General features: G+C 67.6%; 20 protein-coding genes. 14 read left to right on the top strand and 6 right to left on the bottom strand.

Annotation, left to right across the window (positions count from 1 at the left end):
* The first annotated feature begins 121 nt into the window (after positions 1-121).
* From gspG to gspD, 5 genes are read left to right on the top strand one after another with little or no spacing between them, the layout of a single operon-like run.
* Positions 122-607, top strand: coding sequence for a type II secretion system major pseudopilin GspG (gene gspG, locus VOI27_RS07760; protein WP_416374657.1), 486 nt, complete (start codon positions 122-124; stop codon positions 605-607).
* Entirely contained in the window at positions 604-1,065 is a 462-nt protein-coding gene (locus tag VOI27_RS07755) for a prepilin-type N-terminal cleavage/methylation domain-containing protein (RefSeq protein ID WP_323764746.1), read from the top strand. Before gspG ends, VOI27_RS07755 begins: the two co-directional genes overlap by 4 nt.
* A complete protein-coding gene (gene gspI / locus VOI27_RS07750; RefSeq protein ID WP_323764745.1) occupies positions 1,062-1,409 on the top strand; it encodes a type II secretion system minor pseudopilin GspI in 348 nt (115 codons plus the stop codon). The genes VOI27_RS07755 and gspI overlap by 4 nt, the downstream gene beginning before the upstream one ends.
* Positions 1,410-1,422: 13 nt before the next feature.
* Positions 1,423-2,325, top strand: coding sequence for a type II secretion system protein N (locus VOI27_RS07745; protein ID WP_323764744.1), 903 nt, complete (start codon positions 1,423-1,425; stop codon positions 2,323-2,325).
* Between the two features lie 9 nt (positions 2,326-2,334).
* Positions 2,335-4,254, top strand: coding sequence for a type II secretion system secretin GspD (gspD, locus tag VOI27_RS07740; RefSeq protein WP_323764743.1), 1,920 nt, complete (start codon positions 2,335-2,337; stop codon positions 4,252-4,254).
* Positions 4,255-4,272: 18 nt separating this feature from the next.
* Here gspD and VOI27_RS07735 read toward each other — a convergent pair whose 3' ends face one another.
* Positions 4,273-5,802, bottom strand: coding sequence for a sulfatase (locus tag VOI27_RS07735; protein WP_323764742.1), 1,530 nt, complete (start codon positions 5,800-5,802; stop codon positions 4,273-4,275).
* 129 nt (positions 5,803-5,931) lie between these two features.
* Here VOI27_RS07735 and VOI27_RS07730 point away from each other — a divergent pair, with 129 nt between their 5' ends.
* From VOI27_RS07730 to VOI27_RS07710, 5 genes are all read left to right on the top strand, one after another.
* Positions 5,932-7,152: an ABC transporter substrate-binding protein gene (locus tag VOI27_RS07730; RefSeq protein ID WP_323764741.1), complete on the top strand. Its 1,221-nt coding sequence runs from the start codon at positions 5,932-5,934 to the stop codon at positions 7,150-7,152.
* 68 nt (positions 7,153-7,220) lie between these two features.
* Positions 7,221-8,090 (top strand): sugar ABC transporter permease, encoded by an 870-nt coding sequence (locus VOI27_RS07725; RefSeq protein ID WP_323764740.1) that lies wholly within the window; start codon positions 7,221-7,223, stop codon positions 8,088-8,090.
* The gene (locus VOI27_RS07720) at positions 8,087-8,968 is read left to right on the top strand and encodes a carbohydrate ABC transporter permease (RefSeq protein WP_323764739.1); all 882 of its coding nucleotides are present in this window, start codon (positions 8,087-8,089) and stop codon (positions 8,966-8,968) included. The genes VOI27_RS07725 and VOI27_RS07720 overlap by 4 nt, the downstream gene beginning before the upstream one ends.
* On the top strand, positions 8,965-9,723 hold the full coding sequence (locus tag VOI27_RS07715) for an SDR family oxidoreductase (RefSeq protein ID WP_323764738.1): 759 nt from the start codon (positions 8,965-8,967) through the stop codon (positions 9,721-9,723). Before VOI27_RS07720 ends, VOI27_RS07715 begins: the two co-directional genes overlap by 4 nt.
* A gap of 1 nt (position 9,724) precedes the next feature.
* Positions 9,725-10,801 (top strand): sn-glycerol-3-phosphate ABC transporter ATP-binding protein UgpC, encoded by a 1,077-nt coding sequence (locus VOI27_RS07710; RefSeq protein WP_323764737.1) that lies wholly within the window; start codon positions 9,725-9,727, stop codon positions 10,799-10,801.
* Between the two features lie 255 nt (positions 10,802-11,056).
* Here VOI27_RS07710 and VOI27_RS07705 read toward each other — a convergent pair whose 3' ends face one another.
* Positions 11,057-11,908, bottom strand: coding sequence for an SMP-30/gluconolactonase/LRE family protein (locus VOI27_RS07705; RefSeq protein ID WP_323764736.1), 852 nt, complete (start codon positions 11,906-11,908; stop codon positions 11,057-11,059).
* 96 nt (positions 11,909-12,004) lie between these two features.
* Here VOI27_RS07705 and VOI27_RS07700 point away from each other — a divergent pair, with 96 nt between their 5' ends.
* From VOI27_RS07700 to VOI27_RS07685, 4 genes are all read left to right on the top strand, one after another.
* On the top strand, positions 12,005-12,706 hold the full coding sequence (locus VOI27_RS07700) for a GntR family transcriptional regulator (protein ID WP_323764735.1): 702 nt from the start codon (positions 12,005-12,007) through the stop codon (positions 12,704-12,706).
* A 167-nt stretch (positions 12,707-12,873) separates the two neighbouring features.
* Positions 12,874-13,578 (top strand): ABC transporter permease, encoded by a 705-nt coding sequence (locus VOI27_RS07695; RefSeq protein WP_323764734.1) that lies wholly within the window; start codon positions 12,874-12,876, stop codon positions 13,576-13,578.
* Positions 13,575-14,288, top strand: a complete 714-nt coding sequence (locus VOI27_RS07690; RefSeq protein WP_323764733.1) for an ATP-binding cassette domain-containing protein — start codon at positions 13,575-13,577, stop codon at positions 14,286-14,288. Before VOI27_RS07695 ends, VOI27_RS07690 begins: the two co-directional genes overlap by 4 nt.
* Entirely contained in the window at positions 14,285-15,106 is an 822-nt protein-coding gene (locus VOI27_RS07685; protein ID WP_323764732.1) for a substrate-binding domain-containing protein, read from the top strand. The genes VOI27_RS07690 and VOI27_RS07685 overlap by 4 nt, the downstream gene beginning before the upstream one ends.
* Before the next feature lie 180 nt (positions 15,107-15,286).
* Here the strand turns inward: VOI27_RS07685 and VOI27_RS07680 are convergent, their stop codons facing one another.
* Genes VOI27_RS07680 through VOI27_RS07665 form a run of 4 tightly spaced genes read right to left on the bottom strand, consistent with a single transcriptional unit; the run spans position 15,287 to position 17,729 of the window.
* The gene (locus VOI27_RS07680) at positions 15,287-15,781 is read right to left on the bottom strand and encodes a DUF6505 family protein (protein ID WP_323764731.1); all 495 of its coding nucleotides are present in this window, start codon (positions 15,779-15,781) and stop codon (positions 15,287-15,289) included.
* Entirely contained in the window at positions 15,778-16,482 is a 705-nt protein-coding gene (locus VOI27_RS07675; RefSeq protein WP_323764730.1) for a biotin/lipoate--protein ligase family protein, read from the bottom strand. Before VOI27_RS07675 ends, VOI27_RS07680 begins: the two co-directional genes overlap by 4 nt.
* Positions 16,479-17,534, bottom strand: a complete 1,056-nt coding sequence (apbC, locus tag VOI27_RS07670; RefSeq protein WP_323764729.1) for an iron-sulfur cluster carrier protein ApbC — start codon at positions 17,532-17,534, stop codon at positions 16,479-16,481. The genes VOI27_RS07675 and apbC overlap by 4 nt, the downstream gene beginning before the upstream one ends.
* 3 nt (positions 17,535-17,537) lie before the next feature.
* Positions 17,538-17,729, bottom strand: a complete 192-nt coding sequence (locus tag VOI27_RS07665; protein ID WP_323764728.1) for a DUF6494 family protein — start codon at positions 17,727-17,729, stop codon at positions 17,538-17,540.
* Positions 17,730-17,741: the final 12 nt, after the last annotated feature.

Raw genomic sequence — 17,741 nt, 5'->3', positions numbered from 1 at the left:
CTGTGAAGCTTGCATTTTTCGTTTCTCTCCGGCCATGGAGCGTGCTATGCTCCTGTATATCTCCTCCGCACGGTTTTTCTAACACCCAATTACAGATACGCTACCCGGGGAGAAAAGTTGCATGGGAACACTGCTCAATATGCGCCGCCGTAGGCCGCGGCGCAAATCACGCCGCAGCGGCGAGGCCGGCGTCACCCTGATCGAGATGATGGTGGTTTTGGTGATCATCGCGGTGGTCGCCGCCATGGTGGTGCCCAACGTCATCGGTCGTCCCGACGAGGCCCGCGTCACTGTCGCCGAAACCGACATCCGCTCGATCGCCAGCGCGCTTGAGCTTTATCGGCTCGACAATCGCCTCTATCCGTCGACCGAACAGGGCTTGCGGGCGCTGGTGGAACGGCCGACCGCCGCGCCGGTGCCGCAGAACTGGGCACAGGGCGGTTACCTGGCGGCGATGCCGGCCGACCCTTGGGGCAACGACTACCTCTATCGCTCGCCGGGCGAGACCGGCGCCTATGATCTCGTCAGCCTCGGCGCCGACGGTCAGAGCGGCGGCGAGGGGGTGAATGCCGATATTGCACACGGGGTGCAAGTGAGCGCGAAATGACCGCCGCAACCCGCAGCCGGGAGGCCGGCGTGACGCTGATCGAGACGCTGGTGGTGCTGGCAATCCTCGGCACGGCGGTGGGCGCGGCGATGCTGGCACTGCCGCAGCGCAACAGCGCCCCCACCGCGGCGCGCGAGGCGCAGCTGTTGCAGGCGCGGCTGACCCGTGCGGTCGAGGCCAGCCTCGGCGCGCTCGCCCCGCTGCGGATGCGCTGGGACGCGCGCGGCTACAGCTTCGAGCAGTGGGACGAGACCGACTGGCAGGCGCTCGCGGTGCCGATACTCTCGGCGCGGCATGAGTTCACCGGCGGGGTGACGCTCGAGGGCGAGGGCGAACTGCGGATCACCCCGGAGCTGCTGCCGCCGGAGGGCGGGCCGCTGCGGCTGACCCTGCAGGGCGGGGGGGCGGCGGTGCTGCGCTTCGATGGCTACGCCGCGACCCTGGAGACGGGCACATGAGCCGCCAGCCCCAAGACCGCGAGGCCGGCTTCACCCTGATCGAGACTTTGGTGGCGCTGGCGGTACTGGCCACCGGGGCGGTGGCGCTGATGGGCGTGGTCGAGGATCACGCCGGCCGCATCGGCGGGCTCGAGGAACGCGTCACCCTGCGCTGGGTGGCCGAGAACCGGCTGGCGGCGCGGCACCTCGGGCTCGAGCCGCAGCCCGAATGGGACCGGGTCTTCGGCACCCGCCCGGCGGTGCAGGAGGCCCGGCGTCAGCTGACCGAGGCCGGGCTGACCGAAGAGATCGTAACCGTCACCGGCGCGCGGGGCGGCGTCGTGCTGCGGGGCTACACGTGGTAGAAAGGAGAGAGCGATGACCGCAAGACAGCTCTGGGCGCTCACTGTCCTGGCCTTTGCCGCCACCCTGGCCAGCCTTGCCTGGCAGGCCGAGGAGCGCGGCTGGCTGCGCCTTGCGCGGGTCTCGACCCTGCCGCCGGACATCCTGCGCCCGCTCGATACCGGCCGCGCCGCGGCACCCGATCTGGGGGCGATCCACGCCTTCGCGCCCTTTGGCCGCCCCGACAGGGTTGTGGCCCAGGGCGACACGCCGGAAAAACCGGCGCCGACCAAGGTCAATTTCGTCCTGCGGGGCGTCCTGGCCTTCGATGACGCAAAGGTCTCGCGCGCCTTCATCTATAACGGCACCACCACCGACACCTATCACCTCGGCGACAGCATCGAGGAGGGCGTGGTGCTGGTCGACGTGCGCGCCGCCTCGGTGATACTCGAGATCGACGGGATCGAACACGAGCTGGGCTTTGACGGCTTCATCCGCGACGACCCGGCGGTGGCCCAGGCCGATCTGCCTTTGCCGGGTCCGGACCAGGCGGTGCCCGCCGACAGCCCGCTCGACCGGCTGGCCGCGGCGCTTACTGTCGGGCGTGGCTCGCTCGATCTGCGCCAGGCGCCGCCGGAAACCGTCGACGACTACATCTCGAAATGGCGCGGCCGGATCCAGGCCGACCCGGCCGAGGTGATGGAGACCATTGGCCTCGAGCGCACCGACCGCGGCTACCGGATCAAGCCCGATCCGGACATCGGCGTCACCCTCGCGGGGTTGCAGCCGGGTGACATTGTCACACGGTTGAACGGCCAGGAGGTCGGAAACATTGACAGGGACCGCGAACTCTATGACCAAGTAGCAGCAGCGGGAGTGGCACGGTTGGAAGTCGAGCGTTCGGGAGAAACGCTGCTGATGACCTTCTCGCTGAGATAAGGGACGGTGATGCGGGCAATCTGGCAGGTCTTTCACGCGGTGGCGCTCGTCTGGGCGCTGCTGACCGGCGGGCCGCTGCTGGCGCTCGAGGACGATGGCGAGACCTTCGTCGTCAACCTGCGCAGCACCGAGATCACCGTGCTGGCCGAACAGGTGTCGGAAATCACCGGCCGGACTCTGGTGATCGATCCTGGGTTGCAAGGCCCGGTGACCGTGGTCTCGGCCGAACCGCTCAGCCGCCCCGAGGTCTGGTCGCTGTTTCAGTCGATCCTGCGGGTGCGCGGCTTTACCGCCGTCGAGAGCGGCGTGATCTGGGAAATCATCCCCGAAGCCGAGGCCCGCGCCAAGGGCGGCACCCTGACCGGCGCCGTCGAGGCCGGATCGCAGGACGTGGTGACCCGCCTGCTGGCGCTCGAGCGTCTGCCCTCGGGGGAAGCGGTGCGGGTGCTGCGGCCGCTGGTGGCCGAGAGCGGCTATATCGAGGCGCTCACCGATCCCAATGCGATTATCGTCTCGGATACCCGCGCCAATGTCGACCGGATCGCCGCCATCGCCGCCACCTTCGACAGCCCCGAAAGCCGCAAGACCGAGGTCATCCGCTTCACCTATGCCGATGCCTCTGCCGTGGCCACCGCGATCACCGAGGTGCTGGGTTCGGCCGGCACCGGCGCGCGGGTGTCGGTCGATCCGCAGGCCAACGCGCTTCTGGTGCGCGGCAGCGACACCGACCTGACCGAGATCCGCCTGCTGGCACAGAGCCTCGACCGGGCGCCGCGCGCCAGCCCGCAGGCGGTGCTGCGCACCCATATCTACCAGTTGAAATATGCCGACGCCGAAACCGTGGCCGAGATCGTCAGCAACACCCTGCAGGGCGGGGCCGATCTGGCCAACCCGGTGGCCGATGCCGAGGCGACCGGCACCCCGGTGCTTTCGGGCCCGGCCACCGAGGTCTCGGTGCAGCCTTCGCCGGAGACCAATGCGGTGGTGATCCGCGGCACCGAGCGCCAAGTCACCGAGGTCACCCAGCTGGTTGCCGCACTCGACAAGCGCCGGGCGCAGGTGGTGATCGAGGCGGCCATCGTCGAGGTGTCCGGCGAGGTCGCCGACCGGATCGGTACCCAGCTCGGCATCGGGCCGGACCTGCCGCAGGGGGTATTTGCCGCCTCGTCCTTTGACAGCGGCGGCGCGCCGCTCTCGGCGGTGCTGACCGCGCTTGGCGTGGCGCCGGCCGGGGCGCTGGCCTCCGGGCTGACGCTGGCCGGCACGATCGATGATTTCGCCATCCTGGTGCAGGCGCTGTCGCAATCCTCGCGTGCCAACCTGCTGTCGACGCCCTCGATCACCACGATGGACAACCGCGCCGCCTCGATCGTCGTCGGCCAGAACGTGCCGTTCCGCACCGGTTCGTTTGCCACCGACGGCAACACCGCCGAGCCCTTCACCACCATCGAGCGCCGCGATGTCGGCATCACCATGGAGGTGCTGCCACGGGTCACCGCCGGCGGCATCGTCAGGCTCGACATCACCCAGGAGGTCTCGTCGCTGGTCAATACCAACGTCCAGGGCGCGGCCGACCTGATCACCAACCGCCGGGTGATCGAGACCACGGTGCAGGCCCGCGACGGCGGCACGGTGGTTCTGGGCGGGCTGATCACCGACGACAGCCAGGCGCTCGACAGCAAGGTGCCGGGCCTCGGCGACGCGCCGCTGATCGGCAAGCTCTTCCGCTCGAAGAGCCGCCAGCAGACCCGGCGCACGCTGTTCGTGTTCATGCGTCCGACGGTGATCGACAGCGAGCACAAGATGGAGGGGGTGGCGCAAAGGCGTTATCAGCGGCTGCGTCAGGCCGATGCCGACGAGCTGCCGCGCAACCTTTTGAAATCGCGCAAGGTCAAGCGCATCCCGCTGGAGATCGACGGGCTCTATTGAGCCCGCTCTGCGCGCCCCTCAGTGCCAGCCGACCCGCGGCGCCACCGGGATCGTGTCGTCCGGCCGGGCACGGATCATATCGCGATGCTCTGCGCGGATGCGGCGGTAGTCGGGATCATCGAACCGGTTGATCCTCTCTTCCGGGTCCTCTTGCATGTCATAGAGCTCGCCGGTCTCGGTGCGGGTGTCGACCGACATCCGGTAGCGGCCGCTGCGCACCGTCATCAGGTCCATGTCGACCGCCGAGCGCTGGCTGTCGACCTCGTATTCCGACAGCGCGAAGTCGCGGCTTTCGGTCCCGTCCCAGAGTCCGCGCCAGGACCGTCCGTGCCCCTCGGGCGCGGCCAGCCCGGCCATGTCGCAGGCGGTGGCAAGGACATCGACGGTGTTGACCGGGTCGTCGATCACCCGGCCCGCCGGCACCTCCGGCCCGCGAATCAGGCAGGGCACCCGCAGCAGCCCGTCATAGAGCATCGGCCCCTTTAGCAGCAGGCCGTGATCGCCCAGCCATTCGCCGTGATCGCTGATGAAGATCACATAGGTGTTGTCGAGCTCGCCGGCCTGCCGCAGCGCCTCGAGAATGCGGCCAACCTCGTGATCGACCGAAGAGATCATGCCGAAGTAGATTGCGGTGATGTCGCGCAGCGCCTGCTCGGTCAGCTCGCCCTTCTGCCCCCAGTCGACGCCGCCGGCGTTGTGTTCCGAGCCCTGCTTGATCGGCTTGGCGCGGTCTTCGACAAAGGCGCGGTGCCACCACGGGCGGCTGTCCAGGTCGAGCTCCAGATGTTTCGCGATGGTCACCTCGTCCGGGCCATACATGTCGCACCAGGGCTTCGGTGACAGGAACGGCGGGTGCGGATCGGGAAAGGAGACCCAGGCCATCAGCGGCCTGTCGCCGTTGGCTTCGATCATCTCGACCGCGCGGTCGCCGATCCAGGGCGAGGAATGCCACTCGGCCTCGAGCCCCGAGCGCCAGGCCTGAAAATGCGCCGTCTCCGGCGCCAGCCGGTCCTTGGCGCGGTCCCAGCGCTCTTGCCCGCGGCCGTCCTGATCGAGCCAGTATTCATAGTGCAGCGCCTCGTCAGGGGCATACCACTGGGTGTGGTGATGCGGCCGCAGCATCATCTGCACGTTGTCGAAGCCCATGTAGCGGCCCGAACAGTCCGGCGCGAAATCCTTGGCGCTCTTGTAGCACTCGGGCCGGCCGGTTGGCGCAAAGGTCTGCTGGCTGGAGAGATGCGCCTTGCCGATAAAATGCGTGTCATAGCCGGCGCGGCTGAAGGTGCCGCCCAGCCCCGCCTCGGCCAGCGCCTCATCCAGATCGCGGCCGTTGTCGCGGACACCGTGGCTGTAGGGCAGCTTGCCGGTGAGGATCGAGCCGCGCGCCGCCTGGCACATCGGGTGCGGGGTGATGCACGTCGAAAAGCGCACGCCATTGGCGCCGATGCTGTCGATATGCGGCGTGCGGACGCCACGGCCCTCGGGGCCGATGCAATCGCCGCGCTGCTGATCGGTGGAAATCAGGATGATGTTCGGTGTCTTGCGCATACGGGGGGCCCCTTCAGTGTCTGGATTCGCCACGGCGGGCGGTGCGGAAAATATGCCGGTACAAATGAGGATGTACAATAAGAAACGAATAATGTACGATTTTGAAGGGAAGAGAGGAGCATCCTGAAAATGATTCGTAGCCTTTTCATCACCCTGACCGCGGCCCTGCTGGCCTCGACCGCCGGCGCGCAGACTGTGCTTGACGTCGTTGCCTGGAAGGGCAACGAGGCCGAGCCGGCGGGCCTGCCAGAGCTGATCGAGAAGTTCGAAGCCGCAAACCCCGACATCGACGTCGATCTGACCTATGTGGCGCGCAAGGACGTGGACAAGGTGATCCCGCCGCGACTGCAGGGCGGCAACCCGCCGGATGTGACCATGGTCGACAGCGCGCTGGTCGATCTCTGGGGCAATGCCGGGTTCCTCACCGATCTGGGCACCGACACCGAATGGTACGACCGCATGGTGCCGGCGGTGCGCGAGGTGATGACCTCGGAAGGCGAGATGCGGGTGTTTCCGCTGGAAGTCATCGGCATGGGCAATTTCGTCAACATGGACCTGCTGGCCAAGGCGGGCATCGACACCGCGCCGGTGACCCTCGACGCGTTGAAGACGGCCTGCCAGGCACTGGCCGCCGAGGGCATCGCGCCGATGATCTTTGCCGGCGGCTTCCCGGCGATGCTGTTTGTCGGCGCCAACGGCATCGACCCCGACGGCACCTCGCCGGCCGAGTTCGGCACCGGCGCGCGGACCTTCGTCGACGACGAGAACTTCAACGCCTCGCTCGACGCGGTGCGCGATCTGGTGGCGGCAGAGTGTTTTGATCCCGAGCTTCAGGCCGGGCTCGACCCTTGGGCCACCGCGCCGCAGGAGTTTCGGTCTGGCAATGTCGCCATCCTGCCGCAGGGCGCCTGGAACATCGGCAATTTCTCGGCCGTCGAGGGGCTGAACTACCAATTCGCGCCGATGCCCTCGCTCTATACAGAGCAGGGTCTGGCGCTCGACCTCGTCGGCCCCGGCTGGGCCATTCCGCGGGATGCCGAACACAAGGAGGCGGCGCGCAAATGGGTCGACTTCTTTGCCGAGGAGGAAAACCTCAATGTCTTCCTCACCGCCGAGGGCGCCTATAGCCCCTATACCGGCGGCGTCTCGACCATGCCGGACCTGGCCCGGCCCTATACCGAGGCGCGCGAGCAAGGCAGCCTGATCCTCTGGCCGTTCTCGACGCTGGAATTCCCCAAGCCGCTGCAATCGGAGTGGGAAGACAGCCTCACCGGCTTCCTGCTGAACATCGACAAGCCCAACGAAGACACGCTGCAGCGCTGGGATGACGTGGTCGAAGACAACCTCTGACACCGTCCTGACACCGCGAGGCCCGGCACGGCCCGGGCCTCTTCACGCCGCAACCGACGGGGGAGACCATGCGCGCGAGATATTCACTCTACTGGTTCACGCTGCCGGCGCTGGCGGTGATCGGGCTGTTCTTTATCCATCCGATCGTCCTGACCTTCGACATGAGCCTGACCAGCTTCAAGGGCATCGGCGAGGCCAAGGAGGTGGGCTGGCGCAACTACGAGCGCATCTTCAGCCGCGAGCGGTACCTGCGCGAGATCTGGCTGACCCTGTGGTACACGGTGATCGTGGTCTCGGCGCTGACCGTCACCGGCCTGTTCTTTGCCGCGATGCTGCACCGGCTGCCGCTGATCCGCAACTTCAGCCGCGCCGCGCTCTATACGCCTGCGATGATGTCTTTCGTGGTGGTGGGCTATGTCTGGCAATTCCTCTATTCACCGCTCAACGGCGGCATCAACGTGGCGCTGCGCGATCTGGGCCTTGGCGCGTTCGAGCAGAACTGGCTCGGCGACCCGGCGCTGGCGCTCTATTCCGTGGCCTTCACCCAGATCTGGATGTTCACCGGCTTTACCTGCGCCATCTTCCTGGCGGGCTTTGCCGGCATCCCCGAGGAGATCGGCGAGGCCGGCCGGCTCGAGGGCGCGACGTCGTGGCAGCGCTTCCGCTATCTTGAACTGCCGCTGCTGGGGCCGTCGATCACCGTCTCGGTGATGCTCACCACCATCGGCACGCTCAAGACCTTCGAACTGCCCTTCATCCTGACCAAGGGCGGGCCTGACGGCGCCACCCGGCTTTTGTCCATCGACATCATCGACAACCTCTTCGGCCAGTACAAGTTCGGCTTTGCCAGCGCCTTGTCGATCGTGATGCTGGTGATCGTGCTGGGCGTGGCCTTCCTGCAGAACAAGGTCCTCCGCGACCGGGAGAATGCATCATGAGCCTCTCTGACGCACAGACCGCGACCCGCGCAGGCACCGGCCCCGACTGGGACCTGCTCCGCCGCCGCGGCAAATCCCTCCTCGTGCATGGCGTGGTGCTGGCGCTGGTCGCCATCATGCTGCTGCCGCTGGTTTATATGGTCATGATGTCGTTCAAGACCTCGACCGAGATCGCGCAGGATCCGCTGGGCCTGCCCGACAGTCTCTACTGGGGCAACTACATGGCGGCGCTGTCGTCGATGGGCTACGTCCGCTCGGTGCTCAACTCGATGGGCATCACCATCTCGGTGATCGTGGTGGTGGTGTTTGCCGGCGCCATGGCGGCCTATCCGCTGGCCCGCCTGCAGAACCGCATCAGCCGGCTGATCGTCATGGTCATGGCGCTGGGGCTGGCGACGCCGAATTTCGTCACCATCACGCCGATCTACGTGATCTTCCGCGACCTCGGGCTGCTCGACAGCTACCTTGGCATCGTGCTGGCCTTTGCGGCGCTGAAACTGCCGCTGGCGGTGTTCTTCTACACCAGCTTCATCGCTGCCATCCCGATCGAGCTGGAAGAGGCTGCGCGGCTCGACAATTGCAACAACTGGCAGATCTTCTGGCACGTGATCCGGCCCTTGCTGGCACCGGTGACGGCGACCCTGTCGCTGTTCGTGATGATCATGGTGTGGAACGACTTCATCTATCCGCTGCTGCTTCTGACCGACAAGGACAAGCTGACGGTGATGATCGCGGTCTACAAGTTCGTCGGCAACACCGGCATCGACCCGACCAAGCTGTTCCCGGCCGCTGTCCTCGGCTCGCTGCCGCTGCTCATCATGTTCGCGGTGTTCCAGCGCAAGATCATGGCCGGGGCCACAGCAGGAGCGGTGAAATGACCCTGAACGGAAAACACATCATCGTCACCGGCGCCGGTGCGGGCATCGGCCTCGGGATCGCGCGGGCCTGCCGCGCGGCGGGGGCCGAGGTTACCGGCTTCGACGTCAAACCCGACGGTCAGGCCCGGCTTGAAGAGACCGGCGCGCGCTTTGTGCAGGTCGATGTCACCGACCTTGACGGTTTCGAGGCGGCGATCGCCGCGGCGCATGACCAGTCAGGCCGGCTCGACGGCATGGTCAACAACGCCGGCGTCACCATCAAGGTGCCGTTTCTCGAGATGACCCGCGATCAGATGGAGACGCTCTGGACGGTCAACCAGCGCTCGGTTCTGGTCGGCTGCCAGGCGGCGGGGCGGATCATGAAGCGGGCGGGGGGCGGGGCGATCGTCAACCTCTCGTCGGTGCATGCCTGCGCCACCAATCCCGGGCATGAGGCCTACGCCGGCACCAAGGCCGCCATCGCCGCCATGACCCGCGCCATGGCCTGGTCGCTCGGGCCCCATGGCATCCGCGTCAACGCGATCTGCCCGGGCCTGGTGCGCACCGAGATCGTCGATGCGGCGATGCAGGACCCGGCGTTGGCGGCACAGTTCCGGGGCTACACCCCCGAGCGCAAGGTCACCACGGTGGCAGAGATCGGCGCGCTGGCGGTGTTCCTGCTGTCGGACGCCGGCTCGGCGCTGAACGGGTCCGAGGTGATGGCCGACAGGGGCGTCTCGGCTCTGCTGGATGTATTCGATATGAGGAGAACCTGAGATGGCCGAACTGGCGCTCAACAACGCGATCAAGCGCTACGGCGCGACGCAGGTCATCCACGGCGTGGACCTGCAGGTTGATGACGGCGATTTCTGCGTCTTCGTCGGTCCCTCGGGCTGCGGCAAGTCCACGCTCTTGCGGATGATCGCCGGGCTCGAGGAGACGTCCGACGGCCGCATGACCATTGGCGGGCGTGACGTGACCCATGCCGACCCCGCCAGGCGTGGCGTGGCGATGGTGTTTCAGACCTATGCGCTCTATCCGCACATGACGGTGCGCGAGAACATGAGCTTCGGCCTCAGGATCGGCGGCACCGAGAAGAGCGAGATCACCCGCAAGGTCGATGCGGCGGCACAGATCCTCAAGCTCGGCGATTACATGGACCGCAAGCCCAAGGCGCTCTCTGGCGGTCAGCGCCAGCGGGTGGCCATCGGCCGCGCCATCGTGCGCCAGCCCGACGTGTTCCTGTTCGACGAGCCGCTGTCGAACCTTGATGCCGAGCTGCGCGTCGAGATGCGGGTCGAGATCGCCAAGCTGCACAAGCAGCTGGGCGCGACGATGATCTATGTGACGCATGATCAGGTCGAGGCGATGACCATGGCCGACAAGATCGTCGTGCTGCGCGATGGCCGGATCGAACAGGCCGGCCCGCCGGTCAGGCTTTACGAAGACCCCGACAACCTGTTTGTCGCGGGCTTCATCGGCTCGCCGCGGATGAACTTCTTCGACGGCACGGTGGTTCGCGGTGGCAGCCATGTCGCCCTGCCGCGGCTCGGCGGGGTGGAGGTGCCGGTGACGGTCTCGGCGGCGCTGCGCGACGGGCACTCGGTCAGGCTCGGCCTGCGCCCCGAGCATTTCGAGCCCGAGGCCCCCTTGCGCGCCGAACTGGCGATCGACGTGATCGAGAACCTCGGCGGTGTGTCCTATGCCTATTCCTCGGCCGAGGGCGATGCCCATCCGGTGATCGTCGAGCTGCGCGGCAAGTCCCGGCCCAATGCCGGCGGGATGCTGCAGGTGGGCTTCGACCCGGCCTCGGTGCTGCTGTTCGACAGCGAGAGCGGCCAGCGGATCCGTTGAGCCCCCGGTGGTGGGTTTTCAACCCACCGCCCCACCCGCGGAGCCCCCGGCGCGTAGGGTGAGTTTTCGACCCGACGCAACACGCCCGGGGCCGAAGGTGGGTTCCAAACCCACCCTACACCCGAGAAGCCACGGACCCCCGTAGGGTGGGTTTACCAACCCACCGTCCCCACGGGAGGACGTAGCGCCACGGGCGGGTGGGTTTCTCGACCCATCGCAACACGCCCGAGGCCAAAGGTGGGTTGCAAACCCACCCTACGGCCATCTCGCCGCATGGGGCAGCATCCCCGGCACCGCCATGTCCACCGCAAACAGCCCGCCGGCCAGCGGATTGGCGGCCTTCTCGGCCTCGCTCATCGAGAACGTCCCGGTGGTGATGTAAAGCGTCCTCAGGTCCGCGCCCCCGAAACAGCAATTGGTGACGATCTCGCAGGGCAGGTCGATCTGCGCCACGATCTCGCCGTCGGGGCGCAGGCCCAGCACCCGGCCGCGGTCGCAGATCGCCACCCAGAGCGTGCCCTCGGCATCGACGGTCAGCCCGTCGGGCTTGCCGGTGGTCTCGTCGAACCGTCGCAGCGCGCGCCAGCGGCCCTCCTCACGGACATGCAGCACCCCCGGCACGCTGTCGATGAAGTAGAGCCGCGCGCCATCCGGGCTCCACCCCAGCCCGTTCGAGATGGTGGTGCCGCGCATCTGTACCTGCGGGCCGTCACCGTCATAGCGGTAGAGCGCCCCGGTCGGCCCCTGTGCGCCCTCCGACATGGTGCCGACCCAGAGCGCACCGTCCGGCCCGGCGATCATGTCATTGAGCCGGTTGCCGGGGCTCTCGGGCTCAGGGTCATGCAGCGTCTCGATCTCGCCGGTCCCGGGAGCGACGAGCCCCAGCCCCCGCGCGGTGGCGATCAACAGCGCGCCGTCGTCACGCAGCGCCAATGCGGCGATCAGGCAGGGCAGGGGCTGGCGCGTACTGGCGCCGGTCGCCGGGTCGAACCCGTGCAGCGCCTCGCCCGAGATATCGACCCACCACACCCGGCCGCGCCCGGCATCCCACAACAGGCCTTCACCACAGCCGGCTTTGGCGGCATCAACGCAACGGGGCGATTCCATTTCTCTCTCCTCTGGAAATAATGTATGATGTTGTTTAGATGATGGATGAAGAGACGGAAAGTCTTGACGTCCGCACAGTCCCGGGAAGGTTTCACAATGAGCGCGCACGGCCCGATCTCCCTCGCCGCCGACAAGGACAACGGGTCCTCGTCGTCTTCGATCTATGACGCGATCCGCCATGACATCCTGTCGGGCGTGCTCGAGGCCAATGCGCGGCTGAAGATCTCGGAGCTGGCGAAACGCCACAACAGCTCGACCAACCCGGTGCGCGAAGCCTTGCAGCAGCTGCGCGGCGAGGGTCTGGTGCTGTTCACCCCCAACCAGGGCGCGCGGGTGCGGCCGATCGATACCGAGTTCGTGCGCGACGTGGCCGAGGTGGGTTATCAGCTCGAGCCCTACCTGCTGAAGCTCTTTGTCGAGACCGCCAGCGCCGAGGACGTCGCCGAGCTCGAGCGCATCCAGTCCGAGATCGAGGCACTGAACTTCGAGGACAAGACGCGCCACACCGACCTCAACCACGCGTTTCACGAAACCATGTACGAGCGGCATTACAACCGCGTCGCCTTTGGCGTCTGGAAGCAGCACCGCGAGATCCTCGGCTCGATCAGCACCCGCGTGCCGATCGCCATCGGCCGACAGGAGGCAATCCTGCGCGAGCACCGCGCCCTGATCGAGGCGGTGCGCGCGCAGGACGTGGACCAGGCGGTCAAGGTGCTCGACCAGCACATCGGCGACGCCGGACGGCATGTGGTCGACCAGTTGCGCATCGCCCAGGCCCGGCGGCACCGCGGCAGCTGAGCCCGCCGCCAGGGCGCGGCAGGCGGCCGGTCAATCTGACCACCGCGCGCCCGCGTCGCGGCGCCCTCGGGGCCGATCTGACCCAATGCCTTTGAGCACTGCAAAACCGGCTGGCATCCCCCTGCCGGGAATGCCAGTTTGCCCCGAAACGGGAGGGGCATCGGGGGATGGTGGATATCTGGAGCGGTCTGGTCCAGGCGTTCTGGCTGGTGGCGACGCTGGACGCGGAGCTGCTGGAGATCGCCCTGCGCTCGCTCGAGGTGACGCTCTCGGCGCTGGTCATCGCCAGCCTGATCGCCCTGCCTCTGGCGGCCTTTCTCGCGGTCCGCCGGTTCCGCTTTCGCCGCACGGTGATCGCCGTGCTCAACGCGCTGATGGGGTTGCCGCCGGTGGTGGTGGGCCTCGTGGTCTATGTGCTGTTGTCGCGGGCCGGGCCGCTGGGCGTGCTGGGGCTGCTGTTCACGCCGACCGCCATGGTGATCGCCCAGGTGATCATCCTCGTGCCGCTGATCGCCTCGGTGGCGCATCAATCGATCCGCGATCTCTGGCAGGAGTACCACGACCTTCTGATCTCGATGAATGTCACCCAAGGCCAGAAGATCCGCACCCTGCTTTGGGACAGCCGCCGCGCGCTTCTGACCGCGGCGCTGGCGGGCTTTGGCCGCGGCATTGGCGAGGTCGGCGCGATCATGATCGTCGGTGGCAATATCGACCATGCGACCCGGGTGCTGACAACCGCAATCGCGCTTGAGACCGGCAAGGGCAATTTCGCCCTGGCGCTGGCGCTGGGCTTCGTGCTGATCGCGCTGGCCATCGCCGTCAACCTGGCGATCCACGCGCTCAGCCGCACCGAGCGGGAGGGCCGCTGGTGAGCGCGCTGTTTCCCGTCCGGCTCGAGGCCGCCCGCGCCACCCGCCGCGGCAAGACCCTCGTCGGCCCGATCGACCTCGAACTGGCCGGCCAGGGCACCACCGTGGTGATCGGGCCGAACGGTGCCGGCAAGACCACCTTCCTGAGCCTGCTGCATGGCACCGCCCGGCTGGGTGGCGGTCGCATCCGCTGGAACTGCCCGACCGAGGAGGCGCGCCATCACCAGTGCTTTGTCTTTCAGCAGCCGGTGATGCTGCGCCGCACGGTGCTGCAGAACCTGACCTTCCCGCTGCGCATGCGCGGCATGGCCCGCGGCCCGGCGGAAGACAAGGCGCGCACCTGGGCCGCGCGGGTGGGTCTTGGCGGCATGCTGACCCGGCAGGCGCCGGTGCTGTCGGGGGGCGAGCGGCAGAAGCTGGCGCTGGCGCGGGCGATGATCACCGAGCCGCAGCTGATGTTTCTCGACGAGCCCTGCGCCTCGCTCGACGGCCGCGCCATGCGCGAGATCGAGGAAATATTGCAGGAGGCGCGCGCCGGTGGCATGCGGCTGATCCTGTCGACCCACGACATGGGCCAGGCCCGCCGGCTGGCCGACGAGGTGCTGTTCCTGCTGCATGGCAAGCTGCATGAGCACGGCCGCACGCCGGAGTTTTTCACCAGTCCCGAGACGCCGCAGGCGCGGGCTTTTTTGCAAGGAGACATCGTCGAATGAAACATCTGGCCCTGACACTGGCGCTGGCCGCCATCGGCACCGCCGCCACCGCCGCCACCGCCGCCGAGACGATGAAGATGGCGGTCACCACCTCGTTTCACAATTCCGGTCTGGCCGATGTGCTGCTGCCGCAGATCGCCGCGGATCTGGACCTCGAGGTGCAGCTCCTGGTGGTCGGCACCGGCCAGGCGATCCGGCTGGGCGAGGCCGGCGACGTCGACGCCATCCTGGTGCATTCGCGCAGCGCCGAGGAGACCTTCGTTGCCGCCGGCCACGGCACCCACCGGCGCGAGATCATGTACAATGATTTCGTCTTCATCGGTCCCGACACGGACCCGGCCAACATCGCCGAGGCCCCGAGCGCGGTCGAGGCGCTGCAGCGCATCGCCGCCACCGAGGCGCCCTTCGTGTCGCGCGGCGATGACAGCGGCACCCACAAGAAGGAGCTGAGCCTCTGGGCCGAGGCCGGCCGGGACCCGGCGGTGCTGCATGACTGGTACAAGCCCGTCGGCGCCGGCATGGGCGCGGCACTGAACACCGCCGCCGGCATGGGCGCCTATATCATGTCGGACCGCGCCAGCTGGCTGAACTTCGGCAACACGGACGGCTTGGCGCTGCTGTTCTCCGGTGATCCGGTGCTGTTCAACCAGTATGCCTATCTCCCGGTCGACCCCGCGCGGCACGCTCACGTCAAGCACGCCCTGGCGCTGAAGCTGGAAGACTGGCTGGTGTCGGCGACGGCGAAAGAACTGATCGACGGCTACGAGATCGGCGGCGAGGCGCTGTTCGTGTTCAACGCCGAAGAGCAGGCGCAATAGCCGCCCTCAGGGGAGATCACGCAACGCCGTCCCGGGCTTGATCCGGGACCTCCCCGCCTGCCAAACCTCCCCGCCCGCCCGAGGCAGGCTCCCGAACCACGTCCGAGGCGCGGGCGGGGAATGACCGGTCCAAAAAACCAGAGATCCCGGGTCAGGCCCGGGATGCCGGGGGTCTCTGCCTCAGCTCTCGTCGAGCGCGCCATGGACGGCGAATTGCTCGATCCCGGCCTCCTGCGCCTCGATCACTCGAAAGGCCTCGCGCACGCCGGCGTCGGTCAGCTCGCGCGCGACGGTGAGCAGGGTGTTGGCGTCGTGATCCTCGCAGAGCGTCGCCATGTGGGCGATCTCCTCGGCGGCGACGGGACGGGCGGCCTCGGCCGAGGGCGCGCCGTAGTAGGTGACGAAGTGCTGCGCCAGCGCGTCGGTGAGCGCCTCGACCTCCTCGGGCTGAGCCTCGGTGACCGCGACGAAGGTGACACGGCCGAAAGTCTCCAGCCCCAGCCAGCCGTTGGCGAAGGCCTGCCGCGCCTTGCCGGTCAGGTCGCCCTCGGACCAGTTGGAGAATTCGAACCCGCCCGACACGCACCATTCCCCGGTGCGGGCGGGCGAGGCATAGACGCGGGAGTCGCTTTCGTCGAAATGGATGGCACGCGCCAATCTTAAACCGGTCTTCATGGGGCTTCCTCCAGCAAGGCGGTCAGGGGGATGATGCGGGTGTTCTCGCCCGAGCGGATAAGCGCGCCGAAGTCCTCGTCCGCGCCGAGGAAGGTGCCGGTCTCACCACAGAGCGTGGCCTCTTCGCCGATGCCATGCACCAGCCCGCGCCATTCGGCGTGCAGGCTGCTCGGCCCGTCGGACTCCCACCGCGTGACCCAGTTGAGGGTGTGCCGCGCCCAGGCTTCCAGCAAGGCAGGGGGCGTGACATCGGCGCAGCCCTCTGCATAAAGCGCGGTGGCGTCGGGGGCCTCGCCCATGTCCGGGACGCCGGGCATCAGCGGCAGGTCGAAGCCCACCACCAGCCAGTCGGGGGTCTGTTCGGGGTCCTGCGTCGACGCCATGACCCGGAAGCTGCCGCAAGCGGCGCCATTGACCCGGATGCCGCCGTCCCAGTCGAGGTGCACGGCGACCTCGGGCGGGGCGAGCGCACCCAAAGCGTTCTGCAGGCCCACCGCGCAGGCGGGCAGCATGGCCATGGCCTTGGGCAGCACCACCTCGGGGGCGAAGACCAGCGCGGCCTGCATCGCCTCGGGGCGCAGCCGGTGCGCGATCAGCCCCGCGTCGCACCCCGTCACCGCCCGCATCACCGCGTGGTCGAAGGCCGGTCCATTGGCGGCCTCGTCCCACATCAGCGGCGGAAAGGTGAGGGTTTCCGTCATGCCACGCCCTCGGCCACCAGCGCGTTGGCCACGTCGCGGAAGGCGCGGGCCTGAGCGCTGTCGGGCTGGCTGACCACGATCGGCGCGCCGCCGTCCGAGGCCAGCCGGATATCGATGTGCAAAGGCACTTCGGCCAGCAGCGGCACACCCAGCTTGCGCGCTTCCTCGGCAACGCCGCCATGGCCGAAAACGTGCTCTTCGTGGCCGCAGGATGAGCAGATGTGCGTCGACATGTTCTCGATCATCCCGAGGATCGGCACCTTCAACTGGTTGAACATGTCGATCCCCTTGCGGGCATCCAGCAGCGCCACGTCCTGCGGGGTCGAGACGATCAGCGCGCCGTCGACCATGGTCTTCTGCGCCAGAGTCATCTGGACGTCGCCGGTGCCGGGGGGCAGGTCGACGATGAGGCAATCCAGAGCGCCCCATTGCACCTGGAACAGCATCTGCTGCAGCGCGCCCATCAGCATCGGTCCGCGCCAGACCACCGCCTGATCGTCGTTGGTCATCAGGCCGAGCGACATCAGCGTGACGCCGTGATTGCGCAAGGGCAGGATGGTCTTGCCGTCGGGCGAGGCCGGCCGCCCCGAGACCCCCAGCATCCGCGGCTGCGACGGCCCGTAGACGTCGGCGTCCAAGAGCCCCACCTTGCGGCCCTGCTGCGCCAGCGCGCAGGCGAGGTTGGCGGCGACGGTGGACTTGCCCACGCCACCCTTGCCCGAGGCCACGGCGATGATATGCGCCACGCCCGGCACCCGTTCGGGACCTTGCGCCTTGGGCGCTTGCGGTTTGAGCTGCGGCGGGGCCTTTTCCTCATGCGCGGTCAGCACGATCGAGACATTCTCGGCCCCGGCGGATTTCAGCACCTGTTCGGCCTGGTCACGGGCCTTGGTGTAGGCGTCCGCGCGCGACGGCGGGATCTCCATGACGAAGCGCACCGCGCCGCCTTCGACGTTCAGCGCGCGCACCACGCCCGAGGCCATCAGGTCGCCGCCCGACACCGGATCGGAGACCTGCTTCAGCGCGGCCAGTACCTTTTCGCGATCCAGCAAGTCTTACTCCTGACCCTTGATCTGACCGGTGACCTCGTGGGTCAGGTCCAGCTCCTCGATGGTGACCACGGCTTTGACGGCATAGGTCTTGCCGGCGGTGTCTGCCTCGCGCATCGCCTCTTCGATGGCCTGCTGCGAGGTGACGCCCACCTGTTTGAGGAACTTGCGCATGGACATGTTGAAATCGTCGGACATCTGGTTTCCTTC

The organism is Marinovum sp. (assembly GCF_034669705.1).
Taxonomy (GTDB): Bacteria; Pseudomonadota; Alphaproteobacteria; order Rhodobacterales; family Rhodobacteraceae; genus Marinovum.
This window is presented reverse-complemented; position numbering and strand designations above follow the sequence as displayed.